This is a genomic window from Bacillus massilinigeriensis (assembly GCF_900117315.1).
In the GTDB taxonomy this organism is placed as follows: Bacteria; Bacillota; Bacilli; order Bacillales; family Cytobacillaceae; genus Bacillus_BE; species Bacillus_BE massilionigeriensis.
The window spans coordinates 751,755-770,511 of the sequence record NZ_LT630337.1 but is presented as its reverse complement, the minus strand read 5'-3'; the positions used below and the strand labels follow the sequence as shown (position 1 = coordinate 770,511).

Below are 18,757 nucleotides of genomic sequence, written 5' to 3'. Positions count from 1 at the left end.
TAAACATGATTAGATTGTATATTTGATTTTTTGCTTCTCATTATGTCTTTCAATAGCCAAGCTTACTAAACGTTCTATTAATTTTGGATAATCCAGTCCGGTATGTTTCCATAGCAGCGGAAACATACTAAATGGTGTGAAACCAGGCATTGTATTCACTTCATTAATGTAAAATTGACCATCATGCGTTAAGAAAAAGTCTGCTCTCACTAGTCCAGAGCAATCCAAGGCTTTAAACGCTGTGATTGCCATATCCTTCAAGGCCTTATATTCCTCTTCATCTATTTCTGCAGGTATGATAAGGGCTGTATTTCCATCCTCATATTTAGCTATATAATCATAAAAGTCCTTTTTCGGAACAATTTCTCCCGGTACAGAACACTCAGGTTTATCATTTCCTAAAACAGCAATCTCAATTTCTCTTGCTGTTACACCTTGTTCAATGATTACTTTACGATCGAATTGAAAGGCTTCTACAAACGCCTTTTCTAAGTCTTCTCTGTTGTTACACTTACTAATTCCCACGCTAGATCCAAGATTAGCTGGCTTTACAAAGCATGGATAGCCTAGAGACTCCTCCACTTTAGTATATGCCTCTGTCTTAGCATTTTCCCAATCGACCCTAATAAAAGAGATATAATTCACTTGAGGGAGACCTGCTTGTGCAAAAATATTCTTCATTACTACCTTATCCATCCCTGCGCTTGATGCTAGGACACCATTTCCTACATATGGGAGATTTAAGAGCTCTAACAAGCCCTGTACCGTTCCATCCTCACCATTAGGTCCATGAAGTAATGGAAAGATTACATCAAATGTCCCCTTATCATCTTGTGCCTCAAACAAAGTCGGCGCTAATGCTGTTGGAGGGAAGTCTTCACCGTTAGTAAATTCAAGTTCACGAACATGCTCAACAGGTCCAGTAATCTCATTACCCTTCACCCACCTGCCATCCTTTGTTATATAAATGGGATGGATTTCAAACTTATCAAGATCTAATGCGTTTATAACAGCACGTGCCGTTTGCATAGATACTTTATGTTCAGCTGATTTTCCACCATATAATAAACCTAATTTTGTTTTCATTTTCATTGTTCCTCCATTTCTCAGTCACACCATATTATTTTACCACTTTCTAAATGAATAAAGGGAGTTCCTAACACTGTTTATGAGGATATTTTCATATCTATTATATGTATGATATTGCAGGCTTGGTTTGAAACCAAAAATGCATACATTATTGGTGACTCTATAGACTTTTATTCCCTTATCAATCATCAAGAAACCCTGTACGAACAAAAAAATCATTGTTGCCAAAAAAAAGTCCCTCTTATTCAATATTTAGAGATTAACAAACAAAAAACCCCCCTGCAATAGGAGAGCTTTTTCATTTGTGAAAAAGTGGGTGGAAAAGGTAACCAGCCTTCTCTTTAATTTCTTTTTCCTTATATTCCGGATATCTAACTAAAAAACAGGTAGATGGACCTGAAGACTTGTAAATATCGACGGTGCAGGTTAGGTCTCCCTTTTTAAAACACTTGTCAGGTTGCATTTCTTTCCACTCATGAAGGATTCCTTTTGAGCCAACTGGCCAAGCCAAAACCTCTTCCATTTCACCTATTTCCTTAAATAAAGAAAGTGGTGCAACCTCATGTTTATTTTGAATAACCTCACTTCCAACAAGTGGATAACCGATGACCGCTGACTTAAGTTCCTTAGTTTTAACTTCCGCTTTATCAGGTCTATTTTTCTTTTTTCCTAAAACAAGTACGCTGACCGCTGACTGAAGAAGCTGAAAATTACTTTCTGTGCTTCCTGTTATGGAAAGATGAACTCCTACTTCCTCCATCCCTTGTCTAATTCCTTGGATAAGCGCTGACCATGGCTTATCTCCACAAAAATTTTGAATCACAACAGAAAATGGAGTTGCTCCCGATGCCAAACATTCCATAATAGCTACTCGAAAAGAAAAATACCCTACTACCTCATAAGGCACCTGAACAGAATCCTCTGACTTCATTCCTATCGATCCACTATTATCGCATGTGATTACAATAGATTCATGATCATTAAAAGGAAGAATGGTTGCATTCCTCATGATTTCGCTTCAGCCTTTTTACCAAAAGCCCCTGTAAAAATGGTTTGCAATCTAGGAATCAAAATCAATGCCACAATCGTATTAACAAGTGACCCCAACAAAAGGGATGGAATCATACCAACATAGAAGGCGGTTCCCAACAAAAAGATAAAAGGAAGAGGAGCAACAAAGGTATTCCCTAGTAAAAATAAAATACTAGCAATATATTTTTTTCCACGTTGGTAAAATAGAGCAAAAATCCAAGCAAGTATAGCCATTTCAACTGCAATAAGCGCATGAAGTGGGCCAAGCGGCATACCTCCAAATAATGCAGACAAAAGATGCCCTGCCCCAGCAACAACAGCCCCATATGGACTACCTAATAGGGCCGAAGCTAGCAAGGCAGGAAAAGAATCAAATGCAACACTTGTTATGACAGCTGGAATTTTGATCATAGCTCCAACAACAGATAACGCTATAAACATAGCTAACCAACTAATGTGCTTCCCCTTCATTCCTTTTCTTCCTTTCTTTTCTCTTCCTTAAACACAATGGCACTCCGAACATACTCCACATCTTTTATGTTCATTCGAAAATTGATCACTCTTGCTAGTGCAAAGAAATAATCGGAGAGACGATTTAAATATTGCAGGGCAACTTCAGGTGTCTCCGTATCTGCCTTCAATAGCTTAACTACTAATCTCTCTGCCCTTCTAGTAACTGTTCTAGCAATATGGATGGAGGCAGCAGGCTTCGTTCCCCCAGGTAGGATAAATCTTTCCAGCTTTGGGGCCTCTTCAGTTAATTGATCAATTTTTCTTTCCAAATATTCGACTGATTCAATCTTTAGCTTTGGTTCTCTATTATCCGTGCCATTGGCTAGATCCCCTCCGCAATCAAAAAGCTCATGCTGGATTTTTTCAAGATCCGCTAACACATCTCTAAAAAGCTCTGGGTCCATTTCAGTCATGGCCTGACCAACGAAACAGTTTGCTTCATCAACCGTCCCATAGGCTTCAACTCGAGTGTCATCCTTATCCACTCGGCCCCCAATAATACTCGTTCTTCCTTTATCACCTTTCCGTGTGTAAATCTTCATTTATTAACCCCCTTATTTGATCCTCTGGTTAATTCCATACCATATTAAATCTACACGATCCGCTACTCTCACCAAATCCTGATAACACCAGCCCGTTATATCGCGCCATTGACGGTCACTCTTTTCCATTGGGACAACCCCTTTTGTGATATCTACCCCAATACAAACTACCTTTCTATTCGGTGAGCTCTCTTCCCAAATCTGACAATCCTTTAAAAAATCCAACCATTTTTCACGACATTCTTGAACATTGTATTGCTCAGTTAGGTTTTTGATCCATTCCTCTATCCCCTCATAAACTAGAACATTCTCGCGAATGAACATAAGATTTTCTATTAGACAATCACCTTTATAAGAGGAAAGCATACAAATACTTCTATCTTTGTAAAGGTTTTTTACCCAAGACTTTTTTCCATTGAAGGCACCGCCTGTAACGAAGTGCATTTCCCACCATCCCTAAGAGCCTCTTTATCAAAGTACATTTCATATCCTGTACCATGCGGGATTTTCCAGTCCCAAAAATCCTTTTCTACAGGGGCATATTTCATTAATAAATAGCGAATGACTCCACCATGGGTGACAATAGCTGTTGTCTTTGAATCCATTTTCAATATTTCATTTCTAATTATTGCCCAACCGCCTTCAACTCTTTCTGCAAATTGAGCAAATGACTCCCCGTTAGGTGGTGCAATAGATCTCAAATCCTCCACCCAAGCTTGATAATTTAAATCCTCCTTTAAATCATCATACGTTTTTCCCTGCCAATCTCCGAAGTGCATTTCCCTAAGTTCCTTTAGAGGCCTTGGCTTCCCATCAGGAAAAAGTATTTGTGCCGTTGTTACACATCTTTGTAGATCGCTACAAAAATACTGCTCATATTGTTCTAATGTTAACGAGAAATCATTCTTTACTAAGGGAGAATCATTCCAACCCAAATACCCACCACGTTTATTTTCTTCTGTTAACCCATGACGGAATAATGCAATAACCACAAAGTCAGCCATAATAACCATTCAGTCCCTTCCACTGTTGCTCCAAGTATATCTCCTGTTATTCCACCAAACCATTTAATGATTTTCCCTTTTAGGAATTGAAACCCTGCCAAAGAAACAATAAATAGGATGGCAGCTACTAGTAGAGTATCCATTTTCATGGTGATAATAAATAGAAAAACGATGACTATATAAACGATATATGTCCACAAAGAAGAAATATTAGCCGCTCCTTGAAAAAATGCACCTAATCCCTCCTTCTTTGCTAAAGGAATGGATAAAAGAACACCTCCCATAACAGTTTTACTGAAAAAAGGGATAAGGGCGATTGCTAAGTAAGTTTGAGGCTGAAGCATCTGAACAACCTCATAAATAAATAGGAATCGAAAGCTTAATAACTTGATAATTGAAAGAACGCCGAACGCTCCTGTTCTAGGATCCTTCATGATTTCAAGGCGTTTCTGTTTATCGCGATAGGAAAAATAAGCGTCACTCGCATCCATCCAGCCATCTAGATGAATTCCTCCTGTAATCAATATGGTTGCAAACCATAACAGAAAGGAAACAGCTACATCAGAAAATGGGGTCCACTCCATCATTCCCCATAATAAGCTTGAAAAGGCCATACCTTGGAGAGCTCCTAATATCGGAAAGGTTTGAATGGCTCTTTTTATATGAATGTGATCCATTGGAATTTCAAATGGCAGCGGGATAATAGTGAAAAATTGCAGATTAATAAGTAGTCCTTTTACCCACTTCATCGTTCATTACCCCAACGGCCTAAGACTTTCTTTTTCCTATAATAATCATTTCCTTCAATCTTCATCCAAGGTCTCCTTTCATTAAGATTGGAACACCCGCTTCAACGATATATGCTTCTTTTGCTTCGTGAACAATCTGCTGATGAAGCTCCCCTAATAACCTTTTGTATATAAACACATACTCACTCTGGAGCGGCTCATTTAATATTTCGTTACTAACAACAATAAGTGCATGACAAGTATTTTTCATTTGCATGATATCTGTAAGGATTCGATTCTTAATTTTTTCTGTTCGGGCATTATTTAATTGCTCTTCATATTCAAAAAAATAATTATTTAATAGAGTAGTTACACAATCTAGAAGAATGACATCCTTGGAGGAAAAAGACGAACCTAACCTTCCAATATCAAGAGGCTCTTCCCAGGTTTTCCATGCTACACCACTTTTTGCACGATCTTTTTGGTGACGTAAAGCTCTTTCCTTCATTTCTGAATCTGCGGGAACTCCTGTTGCAATATAATGAAGGCTGCCATTTATTTGATCAGCTAAAGTAATTGCAGTTACTTCTGCAAAGCTGCTTTTCCCACTTCTTACCCCACCTGTAATAAAGATTAGCATCGGTGCCTCCTCCATTGTTCAAGAGCCTCGATTAATTTGCTATTTTCTATAGAGCCCTTTATTGCAAATCGAAGCCATCTACCTTCTAATCCAGAGAAATTCCTCGTATGCCTTGGCACAATTCCTTTTGTTAGAAGAAATATAAAGAACGGCATTTGATCCTCTTCCCTAGAGTCACGTAAAATATAGTAATTGGTTTTTGAAGGAGAGTGGTCAAATCCTTCTGATTCAAAATATGTAAAAAGTTTATCTTTTTCCTTTAATATATAGCTCTTTGTTTTTTCCTGAAACACCTCATTATCTATACAAAGCTCTCCTGCAAGCATCGCAACCGAATTCACGCTCCAATGCGGTTGAAATGCCTTAATTTTTAAGATGATATCTGGATTTGCAACCATATATCCTAGACGAAGACCAGGTATAGCATACATCTTTGTCAACGAACGGAGTATTATAACATTTGAATAATCCTCTAAATAAGAGATCATTGATTCATATCCATCGACGTAATCATAAAATGCTTCATCAAGGATAAGGAGGCAATTATTTTTCTTACATTCCATCGCGATATCTATTATAGTCTGTAAAGGATAATATACCCCTGTAGGATTACTTGGATTACATAAAAATACAGCATCCACATCAATTACTTTTTTCTTGAAATTTTCCACCTCTAATCTCCAATCTGGTTCCACTAATTGAAAATAAAAGATTTCACATTCATTTACAGAGCAGGCCCCTTCATATTCTGAAAAAGCCGGTTGGATGATCATTACCTTTTTTTGATATAGCATCCGCCCTATTAAACTAATAAGCTCCGACGCCCCATTCCCAAAAAGAATCCATTCTTTATCCACATTTAGTAGCTTTGCCACCTTTATCCTCAAATCCATTGAATATGGATCAGGATAAACTGTTATTTGTTCATAAAAGTAACTCCAATTCTCTCTTATGGATTCTGGAGGTCCTAGTGGGTTAATATTCGCACTAAAATCGATATATTGCTCTGGACTCTCGATTCCTAAAGCCTGATAAATATATTTTGGATTAGAGCCATGTATTGGCCATGACAATCGAAACTCCTCCTATCCAAAGGATTAATAAATAAAGAAAGACCGTTCTTCCCATAATCAGAATACAATCCACTATGTGTTCCTTATTCATTGGAATGATTAATTCTCCCATCTTCGCCCGATTAGAGATCACCCCTTGGTAATAATTTACTCCACCTAGCTGAATTCCGAGCAATGCAGCAACTGCTGCTTCTCCCCATCCGCTATTCGGACTTGGATGCCTTTTTGCATCCCGAAGCATAATCATGATTGCCTGTTTTCGATTGGAATATTTCGGACGATTGATTAAAAGCATGAGGAATCCAGTTAGACGACTCGGAATAAAATTTAAGACATCATCCAAACGTGCAGATGCAAACCCAAAATCTTTAAATCTTTCATTTTTATATCCAACCATCGAATCACAGGTATTGACAGCACGATACATCATCGCAAGAGGTGCTCCACCAATCAAAGCCCAAAATAAAGGTGCCGTAATTCCATCACTAGTATTTTCAGCGACTGTCTCGACTGTTCCACGTACTATTTCCCCTTCATCTAATCCTAAAGTGTCTCTGCCTACAATATACGAAAGCTTTAATCGAGATTCATCCATATCCCCTTTTTTTAGTGGTTCATAAACCTCCATTGCTGCCTCTTTTAGACTTTTACCAGCAATCGTATAGGTGATTATTATAGCTTCCATGCCCACACCAACAACCAAATGAACCTGATAGCAGATCCAAACAAGAAGACTGGTTAGCATAGTCACAACAAAAACGACCACGAATAGCATAAAAAATCCTTTAATCTTTCGAGCTTTCCCTTTGTTCCATGACTTCTCTATTAAGGAAATCGTCCATCCAAACCATTTTACAGGGTGTGGCCAGGATGGCGGGTCCCCTATGACCTTATCGAGGAAATAGGCTAACGTCATGGCACATAAGTGAGAAATAATCATCCTTTTTTCCTCTGTCTACTTTTTTTGATTGCCTCAGTTGTACATTCATAGATTCCTTTACCAACAAGACTACCAAAAGGAGTAATTGTTCCGGCGTATGATATCATCTCTCCTTTTTGCGTTGAAGCAATAAGGATGCTATCAGTGGAAGTCCCTGTTGCAATAGTTCCTGTGATAGGGTCTGTTACCTGTAAATCATGCAAAGCCTTCACCTTCGACTCTGTCGCTGTCATGATCCCTTGAATATATGCCTCATCAGTAAGTTCCCCATTCACAAAAATCCAAGTATTGATTGTTCCAGGAACATAAGCTAATGAATGTACCATTGCTTTAGACGCATCTACTGCATTCCCAACTCCAGCCGTGACCACAATGAATACAGAAAAATTCTCACCCTCATACATTTTATAGATTACATCCTCAAGCATGACTGCAGTCATCATCCCAACAGTATCGGCAGGGTCAAATCCCCTTTCTCGCAAAAACTGTTCCATTTCCTCTCGATGGTTCCTGCAATTATAATCTTTATCAACATGTCGATTGACAAAAGAATGAAACCAGCCAAAGCCGGAACCAACCACACCCGATGACATACATTTTAATGAAATAGGTGAACTAAGTTGGATTTGCTCCTCTGTTGAATAGAGCATTTTTTCATTAATGATTACCTTGCCTTCATCACTTTTATCCTGTACCGGAAGTAAAACAATTTGTGGTGCAGCTATCTTTGGGTGTGGGATTTTCTGAATCATCGCACGGTAAATCTTTTTGATCCTTTCCTCCTTAAGCACTTTGTTTGGTTTATGCTCAATTTCAATTGAACCATTTTCGAGTAGAAGGATACGGTCACAGTAAAGAGCGGCAAGGTTTAAGTCATGAAAAATAGAAATAACAGTCAGCCCCCGCTCTAAAGTCCAGATTTTCAAATGATCCAATAATTCCTTTTGAAAGGATAAATCCAAATGGTTCGTTGGTTCATCCAAAAGAAGAATTTCTGGCTCTTGCGCCAATGCTTGTGCAAGAAAAACTCTTTGCCTCTCTCCGCCTGATAACTCCAGAATATTTTTATCTTGAAATGAGGATACTCCAGTTTGGGTCATCACTCTTTGAACGACTTCTTCATCCTCTTTACTCCATGCTTGAAACCAACCCTTTTGATGGGCATAGCGTCCAACGGATACAGCTTCCTTTACCGTGTAAGCAAAGTTAAGAGAGGAATGCTGTGGAAGAACGGCAATCCATTTGGCCAATTGTTTAGGTGAATAGTGATGAAGTAATTTTCCGTTAATGGATATATTTCCTTCATTAAATGGCAGGATTCCACTTAACATCTTCAAAAGAGTAGTCTTTCCACTACCATTCGGACCCAAAATCCCAAAGAACTCGCCCTTTCCCACTTTAAAGGATATATCCTTCAATATCGACTCGTTCTGATAACCGCCACTTAATCCCTCCACTGTTAGCATACTTAACCACCTCTTTCCGTTCTCCTTTTTATTAAAATGAGTGCAAATACAGGGGCACCTATTAAAGCAGTGATTACTCCTATTGGCAGTTCGGTAGGTGAAATGATTGTTCTTGCAACTAGGTCGGCTAATATGAGAAAACCGCTTCCCGTCAAAATAGAGAGTGGGAGTAAATGCTTATGATCAGACCCCCAAAGGAGACGAGTCAAATGCGGAATCACCAAACCGACAAAACCAATCGTTCCTGAAACAGCTACTGCAGCTCCCGTTAAAACAGATCCAGCAATTAATATCAAGATTTTCCTCTTTGCCACATTTACGCCTAAATGTTGGGCCTTTTCTTCTCCAAACGACATCGCATTTAATTCTCTTGAATTCAGTATAAGAATGAATGACCCAAGGAGGAAAAAAGGAAGCATAATTCGGATATAATCCCAACCACGCATAGAAACGCTACCTAACAACCAACTGATAATCTGCCGAAGTTCATCTCCAGTCAGGGCAATCATTAGTGAAATTAAAGCCCCTAAAAATGAGCTGAAAATTATCCCCGTTAAGATAATCGTCTCTACTCTCATAGAACGCTCAATCCTTCTTGCAAATAGAAGAACAAAAAATATCGTCACCAACGAAAATAATATGCTCATCACTGGCAAAGTAAATTCGCCAACAAACGGAATGGATACCTGAAAGAACAAAGTTAATACGGCTCCAACCGATGCACCCGAAGAAACCCCTAATGTATAAGGATCAGCCAATGGATTTCGAAGTAAACCTTGAAAGGCCGCCCCCGCTATTGCGAGAGCCGCCCCTACAAGTCCAGCCAAAATAACCCTTGGCAAACGAATATTCATAACAATATTCACATTCATAGGATCAATTCCTTGTGGTGAATAGTGAAAAATCTCTGAACTTAATATTTGAATGATGTCAAAGATCGGAACAGACACGGTTCCAATAGATATAGCTAATAAGCAGGAAATGACAAGGAACGCCCCTGCCAATAAGTAAGCTAAAAACCTATTATTTAAAGATGTCTGGGTAAATGGCCTTTGCAAGTTCCTCTACTCCTTCAGCCAGTCTTGGACCGGAACGAGTTACGATGTCTGGATTCACATCAAATATTTGTTTATTTTTCAACGCGCTTATATCCTGCCATCCTTTTCTTTCCAATATTTTAGCTACAGAATCTTTTTCATAATATCCATAGGTCGTAATAATAACTTCTGGGTTCTTTTGAATGATTGCCTCTTGATCAACCTTAGCCCAACCATCTAGATCACCAGCAACATTTTCTGCATTTATAACAGAGAGCATCTCATCCATAAAGGTATTTTTACCAGTTGTATAGATATCAGGTGCCGGCGAGACTTCAATGTATACCGTCTTTTTCTCTTTGACTGAAGCTGCCTTATCCTTAATATCTGCAACCTTATCCTTCATCGATTGAATTAATTCTGCTGCTTTATCCCTTTCTCCAGTAGCTTTCCCTATCATTTCAATGGATGTGTATACTTGTTCAAAACTTTGTGCATCATTGACAACTAAGACAGAAATCCCAGCATCTTTTAACTGTTGCAAGCCTGCATTAGAATTATGAGCAGTAGATGCATGAGCAAGTACTAAATTCGGCTTTAGGGAAATAATTTTTTCAATGTTTATCTCCGTACCTCCGACCTTTTCCTTTTTTGTTGCCTCTTCTGGATAGGTGTCATAATCGGAAACCCCTACGACCTTTTCTCCTAGATCTAATTGATAGGCAACCTCGGTATTACTAGGTATTAAAGAGACAATTCTTTCAGGTTCCTTCTCGATTACTACCTCTTGTTCTAAAGCATCCTTAATCGTTACCGGGAAAAGAGCTTCTTCCTTTTGTTCCGTTTTATTAGAATCCTTGCTTCCTTTTTCAGCTGTTTTTGAATCTGTTCCACAGCCTGACATAATTCCTATTAGCAATATTAATGCGAATAATAACGAGTACCATTTTTTCATTCGAGTAATCTCTCCTTTTGAGTACAATTGGTAAAACAAAAAAACATCTCCCATTTAGAAAGGAGATGTTGGTATAAGCCGAATTGCAAAATAAAAAATGATAAGCTCGACTCACCTCCCTATCCTCGTAGGTTATTTGGTGTTGGAATTTAGGCAGGTCTCCTGGCTCATGGTCATCACTTACTGCGCCTTCCCATACATTCATTGTACAGTGGCTTTTTGCAGTTCGCTTCCATTTACAGTGGCGGGACCGCGTTGGATTTTCACCAACTTCCCTTTTAAGTCTTCATTAAAGAAGACACCATATTCCTCAATATTTAATTACTATAGCAAATTATACATCAATCTTTTGAAAATAATAGATTAAATTCTAAAATTGATTCATTTTTTTTAAGATTTTATTTTCGGGTGGAGTGGAGGTCGTAACGGACCGTCATTCCGCTAACTACATTAAATATCCTTTTTCCACGAGATTATCGGACTCTCATTCCGCTTTTAGCCAAAAATTTACTCTCTTCCTGCCAAATTTATGGTAATAGTGGATTCTCTGTCCTATAAATTCCATTTATAGGGGGTTTTTACCCTAATAAAGGATCTTCTGTCCGATAAAACTCGCCCTTTAAAGCGCCCTTACCTTACTTGTCCGGTAAAACCCTCCTCGCCCTCCAATTTTCCTAATATACACATTCGAAACAAAAAAGCCTGGCAAGCCATACCAAGCTTTTAGTTAGAAAAATAATTCCACTCTCTCGTTTTCTTATCATAAACAAGCTTTCCATCAGGATACCCTTTTCTCACTCGTTCGTACTCATCGTACATATCATCCATATTCAAAAAGTCCCCAATGATATAAATAGGCATTTCAATTCGAAGCCTGTTCTGCTTCGTATCTTTAACAGAAAAAAGCAAGCCCTCCTTCATCATCCCTTTTAAAGCCAAAATAACCTCTTTATGAACGGGGGCGTATGAACGTTTTTTCTTTATTCCAAGAATATTCTTTTCTAGCTTGACATGTGCCAACTTTTCGGATATTACGTCACTAAGCATTCGGTAAAAGTCATTCAAATGCCGATAGTATACCTTATTCCACCAGCCATCATCATGGGCAAGATAGACAAAGCGATTCCTTAAGTAATTATAAAAAGGAGGCTTTAAATGTTCTTTAATATGACCTAAATAAAGAAGTTCAGCTAGCTCATGCCCTGGCAATTCATTTAAACCTTCTTCTTCTTCAAAATCAATCCAACAAAAATCACCATAGCTATACACATCATCATGTATCAACTTCTTTACGCGAACCTGCGGAACATATTCCAACAGAGTATGCATATTTAAGTCACCATCATCAAAACTATGCTTTAATAGTAATATGTTATTTATTAAATCTAGTTGAGTTGAAATAAACTCCTTAAATTCAATTCCATAGGACAAAACATAGTGTTCACTTTCGTTTAGATGTACATAAACCAAATCACGAATGTCATTTTTCAATGGAATAACCCCCAACGTCAGAAACCGTTTATGCTAGTTTAACCGTCTAAACCTTTATTCTACATAATTTTATCAAATATTTAAATAATTTTCTTATATTTAGTCTCTTTTTTCAGCATGAATTTAAATATTTTTCAAAATTCAACATAGCACCATTGAAAATCTACACATATGATAAGAATGAAACGATTTTCTAATATTTTTATGTCTTTTTTATTATTTAAAGAAAACTTCATTTAAAAACATCCATAAATTACTTATAATAATCATGGTTAAGATAAAATGCAGGTACTAGTTGCCTTACTTTATGGTTGATTAACACATTATTGACAAACACTAAACTGATATCACCATTTTCCGGCGGAAGGAGCGTGAATGTATGATCAACAAAATGACCGAAGATCAAATCACACTTCACATTATTAAAGCATTAAAAGAAAACAAAAAAAGAGATTTTGTAGCTATCTTAGACGAATTGCAACCTTATGACATTGCCCAAATTTATAATGACCTGCCGGAAAAGCATAAAACCCGCTTTTTGCTCTTCATGAATATTGATTCTCTTGCTGACTTAATTCAAGAGTTAAATAGCGAAGGCCAAATCGAAGTTTTAAACAAGCTAGGCATTGAAAAATCAGGAAAAGTCCTAGATGAAATGGATAACGACGACCTAGCTTCTCTCTTAGAAGACCTCTCACCTGAAAAAATCGCTTCCTTACTATCAGGAATGAAAAAGGAAGAATCCAAAATTGTTCAAGATATCATGAATTATCCACCTGAAACTGCAGGTAGAATCATGACAAACCGTTTTGTTTGGATTCGAGATTATTACACCGTTCGTGAGGCGGTTGATAAATTAAAATCCTTCGCGGAATTCGCTGAAACAATTAATTACTTATATGTGGTTGACCAAAATCGAAAGCTTGTTGGGGTTGTTTCTTATCGGGATCTGTTGCTTGCTGACCCACAAGAAACGATTAGAAACATTATGTTTGAACGGGTAATTTCGGTTTCAGTCTTAACCGACCAAGAGGAAGTTGCAAGAGTCATCCGTCGTTATGACTTTTTAGCCATTCCAGCAGTCAGTGAAGATAATGAGCTTGTTGGAATTATTACAGTAGACGATATTATTGACATCGTTATTTTAGAGGCCAATGAGGACATAGAAAAGTTATCAGCATCCGGTAAATCCATTGATTTTGAGACAAAATCATTTGTAGCAGCCTATAGACGCCTCCCTTGGTTAATTCTTCTCCTCTTCATTGGCGTCGTTTCAGGAAGCATTATCAGTGGCTATGAAGACACCTTGCAAAAGGTTGTAGCTTTGGCCTATTTTATGCCAATGATTTCTGGTATGTCAGGAAATACCGGTACTCAATCACTAGCTGTTATTGTTAGAGGGCTCGTTTCCCATGATATAGATAAAAAGGTAATTATCAATGTCATCATGAGGGAATTCGGAGTAGGGCTAATCATAGGTGTTATCTGTGGACTATTAATCACGATAATTGCTTATGTTTGGCAAGGAAAGCTTATTTTAGGATTTGTCGTCGGAAGCTCCCTATTCCTCACTCTAATTATCGGGACACTTGCTGGAACAATCATCCCACTCATTCTTTATAAAATGAAAATCGACCCTGCGGTTGCATCAGGTCCACTAATCACGACCTTAAACGATATATTCTCATTAGTCACATACTTCGGTATTGCGTCCATGTTTATAAATCACATTATGTAAAATAGATATGAGAAAAGGCGTTATGCTCCTGTGCATTTGTGGAGCATGACACCTTTTCTTTTTGTAACTTTTCTAAAACTTCATCGTCAAATATGAGTGAACCATTATACAAGCCTTAACTGCTGAATAGGTAAAAAAAACAAATCTATTGTAACAATATATCGTCTTTGATAGGATTAAATTAAAAATCAAATGAGTTTAGGTGTGCCTAATCATGAAAAAATCTTTGAAACCGATTGATAAATTTGATTGGACATTGTGTTTAATTTTAATTATGTTTTTTATCATAAGCTGCTTTTCTATTTACAGCGGACAACCAACCGGAGCCCTCTATGAAAATCACTTACTAAAACAAATTAGGTGGTATATCATTGGGACGGTCATTGTAGCTGTGGTAATGTTTTTTGATAGTGACCAATATAAGCGTCTCTCTTGGTATTTGTATGGCCTTGGAATTCTTTTACTAGTTGTTCTTGTCATTTCACCCGTATCGCAATTTACTCCTGTCATAAAAGGAGCAAAGCTTTGGTTTGTTATTCCCGGATTGGGGTCTATACAACCTTCTGAATTTGTAAAGATTTTCCTTATCATTACCTTAAGTAAAGTCATCGCTACACACCACGAGAATCATCCAATTAAAACTTTAAAAACAGACTTTCATCTTCTTTTAAAGCTTTGTCTTACAACATTGCCTCCTTTAGTATTGATTGTTAAAGATGATTTAGGTACTGGTCTTGTCATTATTGCTATATTAACTGGACTCATTTTTGTATCAGGAATCTCATGGAAGCTCATCGCTCCAATTTATGGGGGTGGAGCAGCCTTTGGTGGAATCATCCTATATCTGGTTATAAAATTTCCACAATTTCTAGAAAAATATCTTCATATTGAGGATTATAAATTTGATCGTATTAATTCATGGCTAAATCCAAACATGGATCCAAAAGGAGATAGCTATCAACTATATAATTCGATCCTTGGAATAGGATCTGGATTGCTAACTGGAAAAGGTTTTGGTAATAGACAGGTTTATCTCCCAGAAAGCCACACAGATTTCGTCTTTAGTGTCATTGGTGAAGAATACGGATTTATCGGAGGGAGTGTCGTTATTGGACTGTTCTTTATATTAATCTATCATCTCACAAAAACAGCACTAGACACATATGATCCATTTAATACTTACCTTTGTACCGGTATTATTAGTATGATTGCCTTCCATGTCTTCCAAAATGTCGGAATGACCATTCAAGTTCTCCCAATAACAGGAATCCCTTTACCTTTTATAAGCTATGGGGGTAGCTCCTTAATGGGGAATATGTTCGCTATTGGATTAGTTTTCAGTATTCGCTATCATCACAAGGAGTACATGTTTTCATCATCCGGAGAGGTGAATAGTAAATTTATGTAACCGTATCGGAATCATCCAGAAACTACTACCCTATACAAATGAATGCCCAAAGGTTTTCCGTAAATAAATGCGGCTACCTTTGGGCATTTGATTTAATTTGCCATACTCCCTTCCTTCCTTTTATGGTGTATTTTCATAAAGGCAAAGATAAAAAAGATGGCAACGAATAACGAGATCAACCCTAGTCCTATCTCACTTAAATTCAATAATTTTAAGATGACGCTAAGGAAGGTGGCCACATACAGGACACTAAGCATTTGGCTAATTTCATAATTTTGAAAGTAGACCGTCAACTTAGCCCCAAATTGAGAGCCAACCAGTCCCCCCGCAATTAACAACAGCCCAACACGATAATCAAAGGATACGGTAAGAGCATACGAAATGAAACCAACGCTAACGATGGAGAGAACAGCAAAGAGACTTGTCCCTACTGCTTTCCTAGGCTCCAATCCTAAAAAGGAAATAGACAGCGGTACCATAATGAATCCCCCACCAACACCTAGTAACGTCGATACAAAGCCTCCAAAAAATCCAATAAAAAGTAATTTTACAATCGATGGCTTCGAATAAGTTTTTTTCGCTTGAATCGAAGCCTTTTTCCCTCTTCTCATCATTGAAATGGCAAAATAGCCAAGCAACAGGGCATAGAAAGCAGGGATTATCACATCATCCCATCCCCTATTTTCAAAAAACAGGACAACTGGATGTGCTAATTGGGTAGCAGCTACACCACTTAGCCCTAATATCATACCTTCCTTCCACATGATATTTTTTAATCGATAGTGGGCAAAGATTCCGGAAATAGATGTTCCTATTGTAAAGAACAGGCTAGTCGTAATAGCTACGAGCGGAGAAAAGCCTGTTAATAATAATATCGGGGTTAATATAAAGCCTCCCCCAACCCCAAAGAATCCTCCAAGTACGCTTATGATTCCTCCTACGAAGAAAAATAATAATATTGCCAAAAGACTTACCTCTTTTCTAGTTGTTCCAAATCAAACGATGCGAAATAACTCTCACCCTTGGCGCACCTTATTTCATACGAGTTTTCGATAATAACTTGACCAAAATTAAATTAAATGTTTACTTTAATAATATCACGAATAAAACAGCTTGTTTATAGGAGTATTCCTCAAAGAAGGCATAATCATTTAACAAAGGAGTCCAACTTACATGAAAAAATTATTTTATCAAGATCCTTACATAAAATCCTTTTCAGCAAAAATGATATGTCAGCAAGAAGATGAATCAGGAAAACCTTATGTTGTTTTGGATAAAACAACTTTTTATCCGACCGGTGGTGGTCAGCCCTATGATACAGGTACACTTAATGGTGTTGAAGTCCTTCAAGTAGAAGAAATAGATGGGGTCATACGTCATTATGTTGAACATCCACTTCCATCAACCATAGAGATTATAGTTGGGGAGATTAATTGGGATAGGCGTTTTGATCATATGCAGCAGCATGCTGGACAGCATATTTTATCTGCTGCATTTGAAGAGCTTTTTAATATTAATACGATTGGCTTCCACTTAGGCATCGACCTTGTGACAATAGATTTAGATATTGAAGAATTGAATGAAGAAACAGCATGGAAAGCTGAAAGGCGTGCCAATGAAATAGTATTAGACAATCGACCAATTGAGACGAAGTGGGTTTCAGCTAATGAGCTTTCCCAGTATCCACTTAGAAAAAGACCAAGTGTAACTGAAGATATTCGATTGGTGATTATTCCCGACTTTGACTACAACGGCTGCGGTGGAACGCATCCTTCCTCAACCGGTCAAGTTATGGCAATCAAAATCTTAAGTTGGGAACGACAACGAAAGAAAATTCGTCTAACATTTGTTTGTGGGAATCGGGTTCTAAACGAGCTTCATCAGAAGCAAAAGGCTATAAGTGAGCTAAGCCCTCTTCTAAATGCACCAGAACAACAATTGGGAAATGCAGCAAAACGTTTAATAGGAAATGTTAAGAATTTAGAGAAGGCTTTAGAAGAGGCTAACAATCGTTTACTTATGTACGAAGGAAAAGAACTAATCTCCTCCACCAGACTACAAAATGAAAGAATGGTTATTGGAAAGGTATTTAATAATCGTACCATTCAGGAGCTACAAAAACTTGCTCGCTTTATTATCTCAGAGAAGGAAAATGCCAACGTTTTCTTAGTTGCACTCAACGATAAACAACTGCAATTCGTTTGTGCCAAAGGGTCGGCTGCTCAAGGAAACATGAAGGAGATTGCTTCCGAAATCCTTCCCCTATTGAAAGGAAAAGGTGGGGGAAATGAGTTCTTTGCCCAAGGCGGTGGAGAAGCGAATATGACTGGTGAGGAGTTATTGGAAGTGTTAATGAAGAATTAATTATTAGCTGTTAATTTTTATGGGGCGCTTACGAATTGTAGGCGCCTTTTATTAATTAATAATCAATGACATCAGAAAGTGTGCGCAAGATCCTTTGCACGCGCAATTGCGTTCGCTTTAATCTCCTCTGCTTTATCTGGATTTGCATTATGCCCTTCAACAAATAAACCTTCAAAAGATGGTACACCAAAGAATTGCATCATGATACTGATGTAACGATGACCCATTTCCATTTCCGCCGCTGGCCCTTCAGAATAATAGCCTCCACGAGACTGAATATGTAAAGCTTTTTTATTAGTTAACAGACCAACGGGACCTTGCTCTGTATATTTAAATGTTTTACCCGCAACTGCAACGGAATCTAAATATGCTTTCATTACTGGAGGGAATGAAAGGTTCCACATTGGGGTAACAAAAACGTATTTATCAGCATTAACGAACTGATCACTCAGCTCACCTAATCGAGATACTTTAGCCTTTTCATCAGCTGATAATGCTTCGAATGCTTGCCCTGTTTGAAGTTTTCCCCATCCATTAAAGACATCAAGGTCGATTTGCGGGATATTTTCTGTATAAAGGTCTAAATGCACAATCTCATCATTGGCATTTACCTCCTTATAAGTATCAATAAATGCTTTCCCAACTGCCATACTATATGATTGGGTCTCGTCATGAGGATGTGCAGTAATGTACAGAACTTTTGCCATTTTATTATTTCACCTTTTCCTTAGTTGTAT

19 protein-coding genes and 1 riboswitch are annotated in these 18,757 nt (G+C 37.8%); of the genes, 3 read left to right on the top strand and 16 right to left on the bottom strand.

Annotated features, from left to right (window positions below; all coding sequences use genetic code 11):
- Window positions 1-9: 9 nt before the first annotated feature.
- From BQ6100_RS03915 to BQ6100_RS03845, 14 genes are all read right to left on the bottom strand, one after another.
- Window positions 10-1,086, bottom strand: a complete 1,077-nt coding sequence (locus tag BQ6100_RS03915; RefSeq protein WP_075983424.1) for a D-alanine--D-alanine ligase — start codon at window positions 1,084-1,086, stop codon at window positions 10-12.
- Window positions 1,087-1,387: 301 nt separating this feature from the next.
- Entirely contained in the window at window positions 1,388-2,098 is a 711-nt protein-coding gene (locus BQ6100_RS03905; protein ID WP_075980471.1) for an AIR synthase related protein, read from the bottom strand.
- Entirely contained in the window at window positions 2,095-2,592 is a 498-nt protein-coding gene (locus BQ6100_RS03900; protein ID WP_075980470.1) for an ECF transporter S component, read from the bottom strand. Before BQ6100_RS03900 ends, BQ6100_RS03905 begins: the two co-directional genes overlap by 4 nt.
- A complete protein-coding gene (locus BQ6100_RS03895; RefSeq protein ID WP_075980469.1) occupies window positions 2,589-3,176 on the bottom strand; it encodes a cob(I)yrinic acid a,c-diamide adenosyltransferase in 588 nt (195 codons plus the stop codon). Before BQ6100_RS03895 ends, BQ6100_RS03900 begins: the two co-directional genes overlap by 4 nt.
- 12 nt (window positions 3,177-3,188) lie before the next feature.
- The gene (locus tag BQ6100_RS03890) at window positions 3,189-3,500 is read right to left on the bottom strand and encodes a bifunctional adenosylcobinamide kinase/adenosylcobinamide-phosphate guanylyltransferase (protein WP_235816478.1); all 312 of its coding nucleotides are present in this window, start codon (window positions 3,498-3,500) and stop codon (window positions 3,189-3,191) included.
- Between the two features lie 71 nt (window positions 3,501-3,571).
- Entirely contained in the window at window positions 3,572-4,180 is a 609-nt protein-coding gene (locus BQ6100_RS03885; RefSeq protein WP_075983423.1) for a histidine phosphatase family protein, read from the bottom strand.
- Window positions 4,138-4,929, bottom strand: a complete 792-nt coding sequence (cobS, locus tag BQ6100_RS03880; RefSeq protein WP_075980467.1) for an adenosylcobinamide-GDP ribazoletransferase — start codon at window positions 4,927-4,929, stop codon at window positions 4,138-4,140. Before cobS ends, BQ6100_RS03885 begins: the two co-directional genes overlap by 43 nt.
- A gap of 61 nt (window positions 4,930-4,990) precedes the next feature.
- Window positions 4,991-5,548: a bifunctional adenosylcobinamide kinase/adenosylcobinamide-phosphate guanylyltransferase gene (locus tag BQ6100_RS03875; RefSeq protein WP_235816477.1), complete on the bottom strand. Its 558-nt coding sequence runs from the start codon at window positions 5,546-5,548 to the stop codon at window positions 4,991-4,993.
- Window positions 5,542-6,621 carry a threonine-phosphate decarboxylase CobD gene (gene cobD, locus BQ6100_RS03870; protein WP_075980465.1) on the bottom strand — a complete coding sequence of 360 codons (1,080 nt, stop codon included), beginning with the start codon at window positions 6,619-6,621 and terminating at the stop codon, window positions 5,542-5,544. Before cobD ends, BQ6100_RS03875 begins: the two co-directional genes overlap by 7 nt.
- Window positions 6,596-7,537, bottom strand: a complete 942-nt coding sequence (gene cbiB / locus BQ6100_RS03865; RefSeq protein WP_315970006.1) for an adenosylcobinamide-phosphate synthase CbiB — start codon at window positions 7,535-7,537, stop codon at window positions 6,596-6,598. Before cbiB ends, cobD begins: the two co-directional genes overlap by 26 nt.
- A 20-nt stretch (window positions 7,538-7,557) precedes the next feature.
- Window positions 7,558-9,027 carry an adenosylcobinamide amidohydrolase gene (locus tag BQ6100_RS03860; RefSeq protein WP_075980463.1) on the bottom strand — a complete coding sequence of 490 codons (1,470 nt, stop codon included), beginning with the start codon at window positions 9,025-9,027 and terminating at the stop codon, window positions 7,558-7,560.
- 2 nt (window positions 9,028-9,029) lie between these two features.
- The gene (locus BQ6100_RS03855) at window positions 9,030-10,085 is read right to left on the bottom strand and encodes a FecCD family ABC transporter permease (protein ID WP_075980462.1); all 1,056 of its coding nucleotides are present in this window, start codon (window positions 10,083-10,085) and stop codon (window positions 9,030-9,032) included.
- Window positions 10,051-11,019 carry an ABC transporter substrate-binding protein gene (locus BQ6100_RS03850; RefSeq protein ID WP_075980461.1) on the bottom strand — a complete coding sequence of 323 codons (969 nt, stop codon included), beginning with the start codon at window positions 11,017-11,019 and terminating at the stop codon, window positions 10,051-10,053. Before BQ6100_RS03850 ends, BQ6100_RS03855 begins: the two co-directional genes overlap by 35 nt.
- A gap of 135 nt (window positions 11,020-11,154) precedes the next feature.
- A riboswitch (cobalamin riboswitch) is annotated at window positions 11,155-11,340 on the bottom strand.
- A 402-nt stretch (window positions 11,341-11,742) separates the two neighbouring features.
- Window positions 11,743-12,510 carry a hypothetical protein gene (locus BQ6100_RS03845; protein WP_075980460.1) on the bottom strand — a complete coding sequence of 256 codons (768 nt, stop codon included), beginning with the start codon at window positions 12,508-12,510 and terminating at the stop codon, window positions 11,743-11,745.
- 379 nt (window positions 12,511-12,889) lie between these two features.
- On the opposite strand from BQ6100_RS03845, the gene mgtE reads away from it, so the two are divergent.
- Both mgtE and BQ6100_RS03835 read left to right on the top strand, forming a co-directional pair.
- Entirely contained in the window at window positions 12,890-14,248 is a 1,359-nt protein-coding gene (mgtE, locus tag BQ6100_RS03840) for a magnesium transporter (RefSeq protein WP_075980459.1), read from the top strand.
- Window positions 14,249-14,462: 214 nt separating this feature from the next.
- Entirely contained in the window at window positions 14,463-15,656 is a 1,194-nt protein-coding gene (locus tag BQ6100_RS03835; protein WP_075980458.1) for an FtsW/RodA/SpoVE family cell cycle protein, read from the top strand.
- Window positions 15,657-15,748: 92 nt separating this feature from the next.
- Here the strand turns inward: BQ6100_RS03835 and BQ6100_RS03830 are convergent, their stop codons facing one another.
- Window positions 15,749-16,621: a sulfite exporter TauE/SafE family protein gene (locus tag BQ6100_RS03830; protein WP_075980457.1), complete on the bottom strand. Its 873-nt coding sequence runs from the start codon at window positions 16,619-16,621 to the stop codon at window positions 15,749-15,751.
- Window positions 16,622-16,829: 208 nt separating this feature from the next.
- On the opposite strand from BQ6100_RS03830, the gene BQ6100_RS03825 reads away from it, so the two are divergent.
- On the top strand, window positions 16,830-18,020 hold the full coding sequence (locus BQ6100_RS03825; RefSeq protein WP_075980456.1) for an alanyl-tRNA editing protein: 1,191 nt from the start codon (window positions 16,830-16,832) through the stop codon (window positions 18,018-18,020).
- A 71-nt stretch (window positions 18,021-18,091) separates the two neighbouring features.
- On the opposite strand, the gene BQ6100_RS03820 is transcribed toward BQ6100_RS03825, so the two are convergent.
- Window positions 18,092-18,727, bottom strand: coding sequence for an FMN-dependent NADH-azoreductase (locus BQ6100_RS03820; protein ID WP_075980455.1), 636 nt, complete (start codon window positions 18,725-18,727; stop codon window positions 18,092-18,094).
- Window positions 18,728-18,757: the final 30 nt, after the last annotated feature.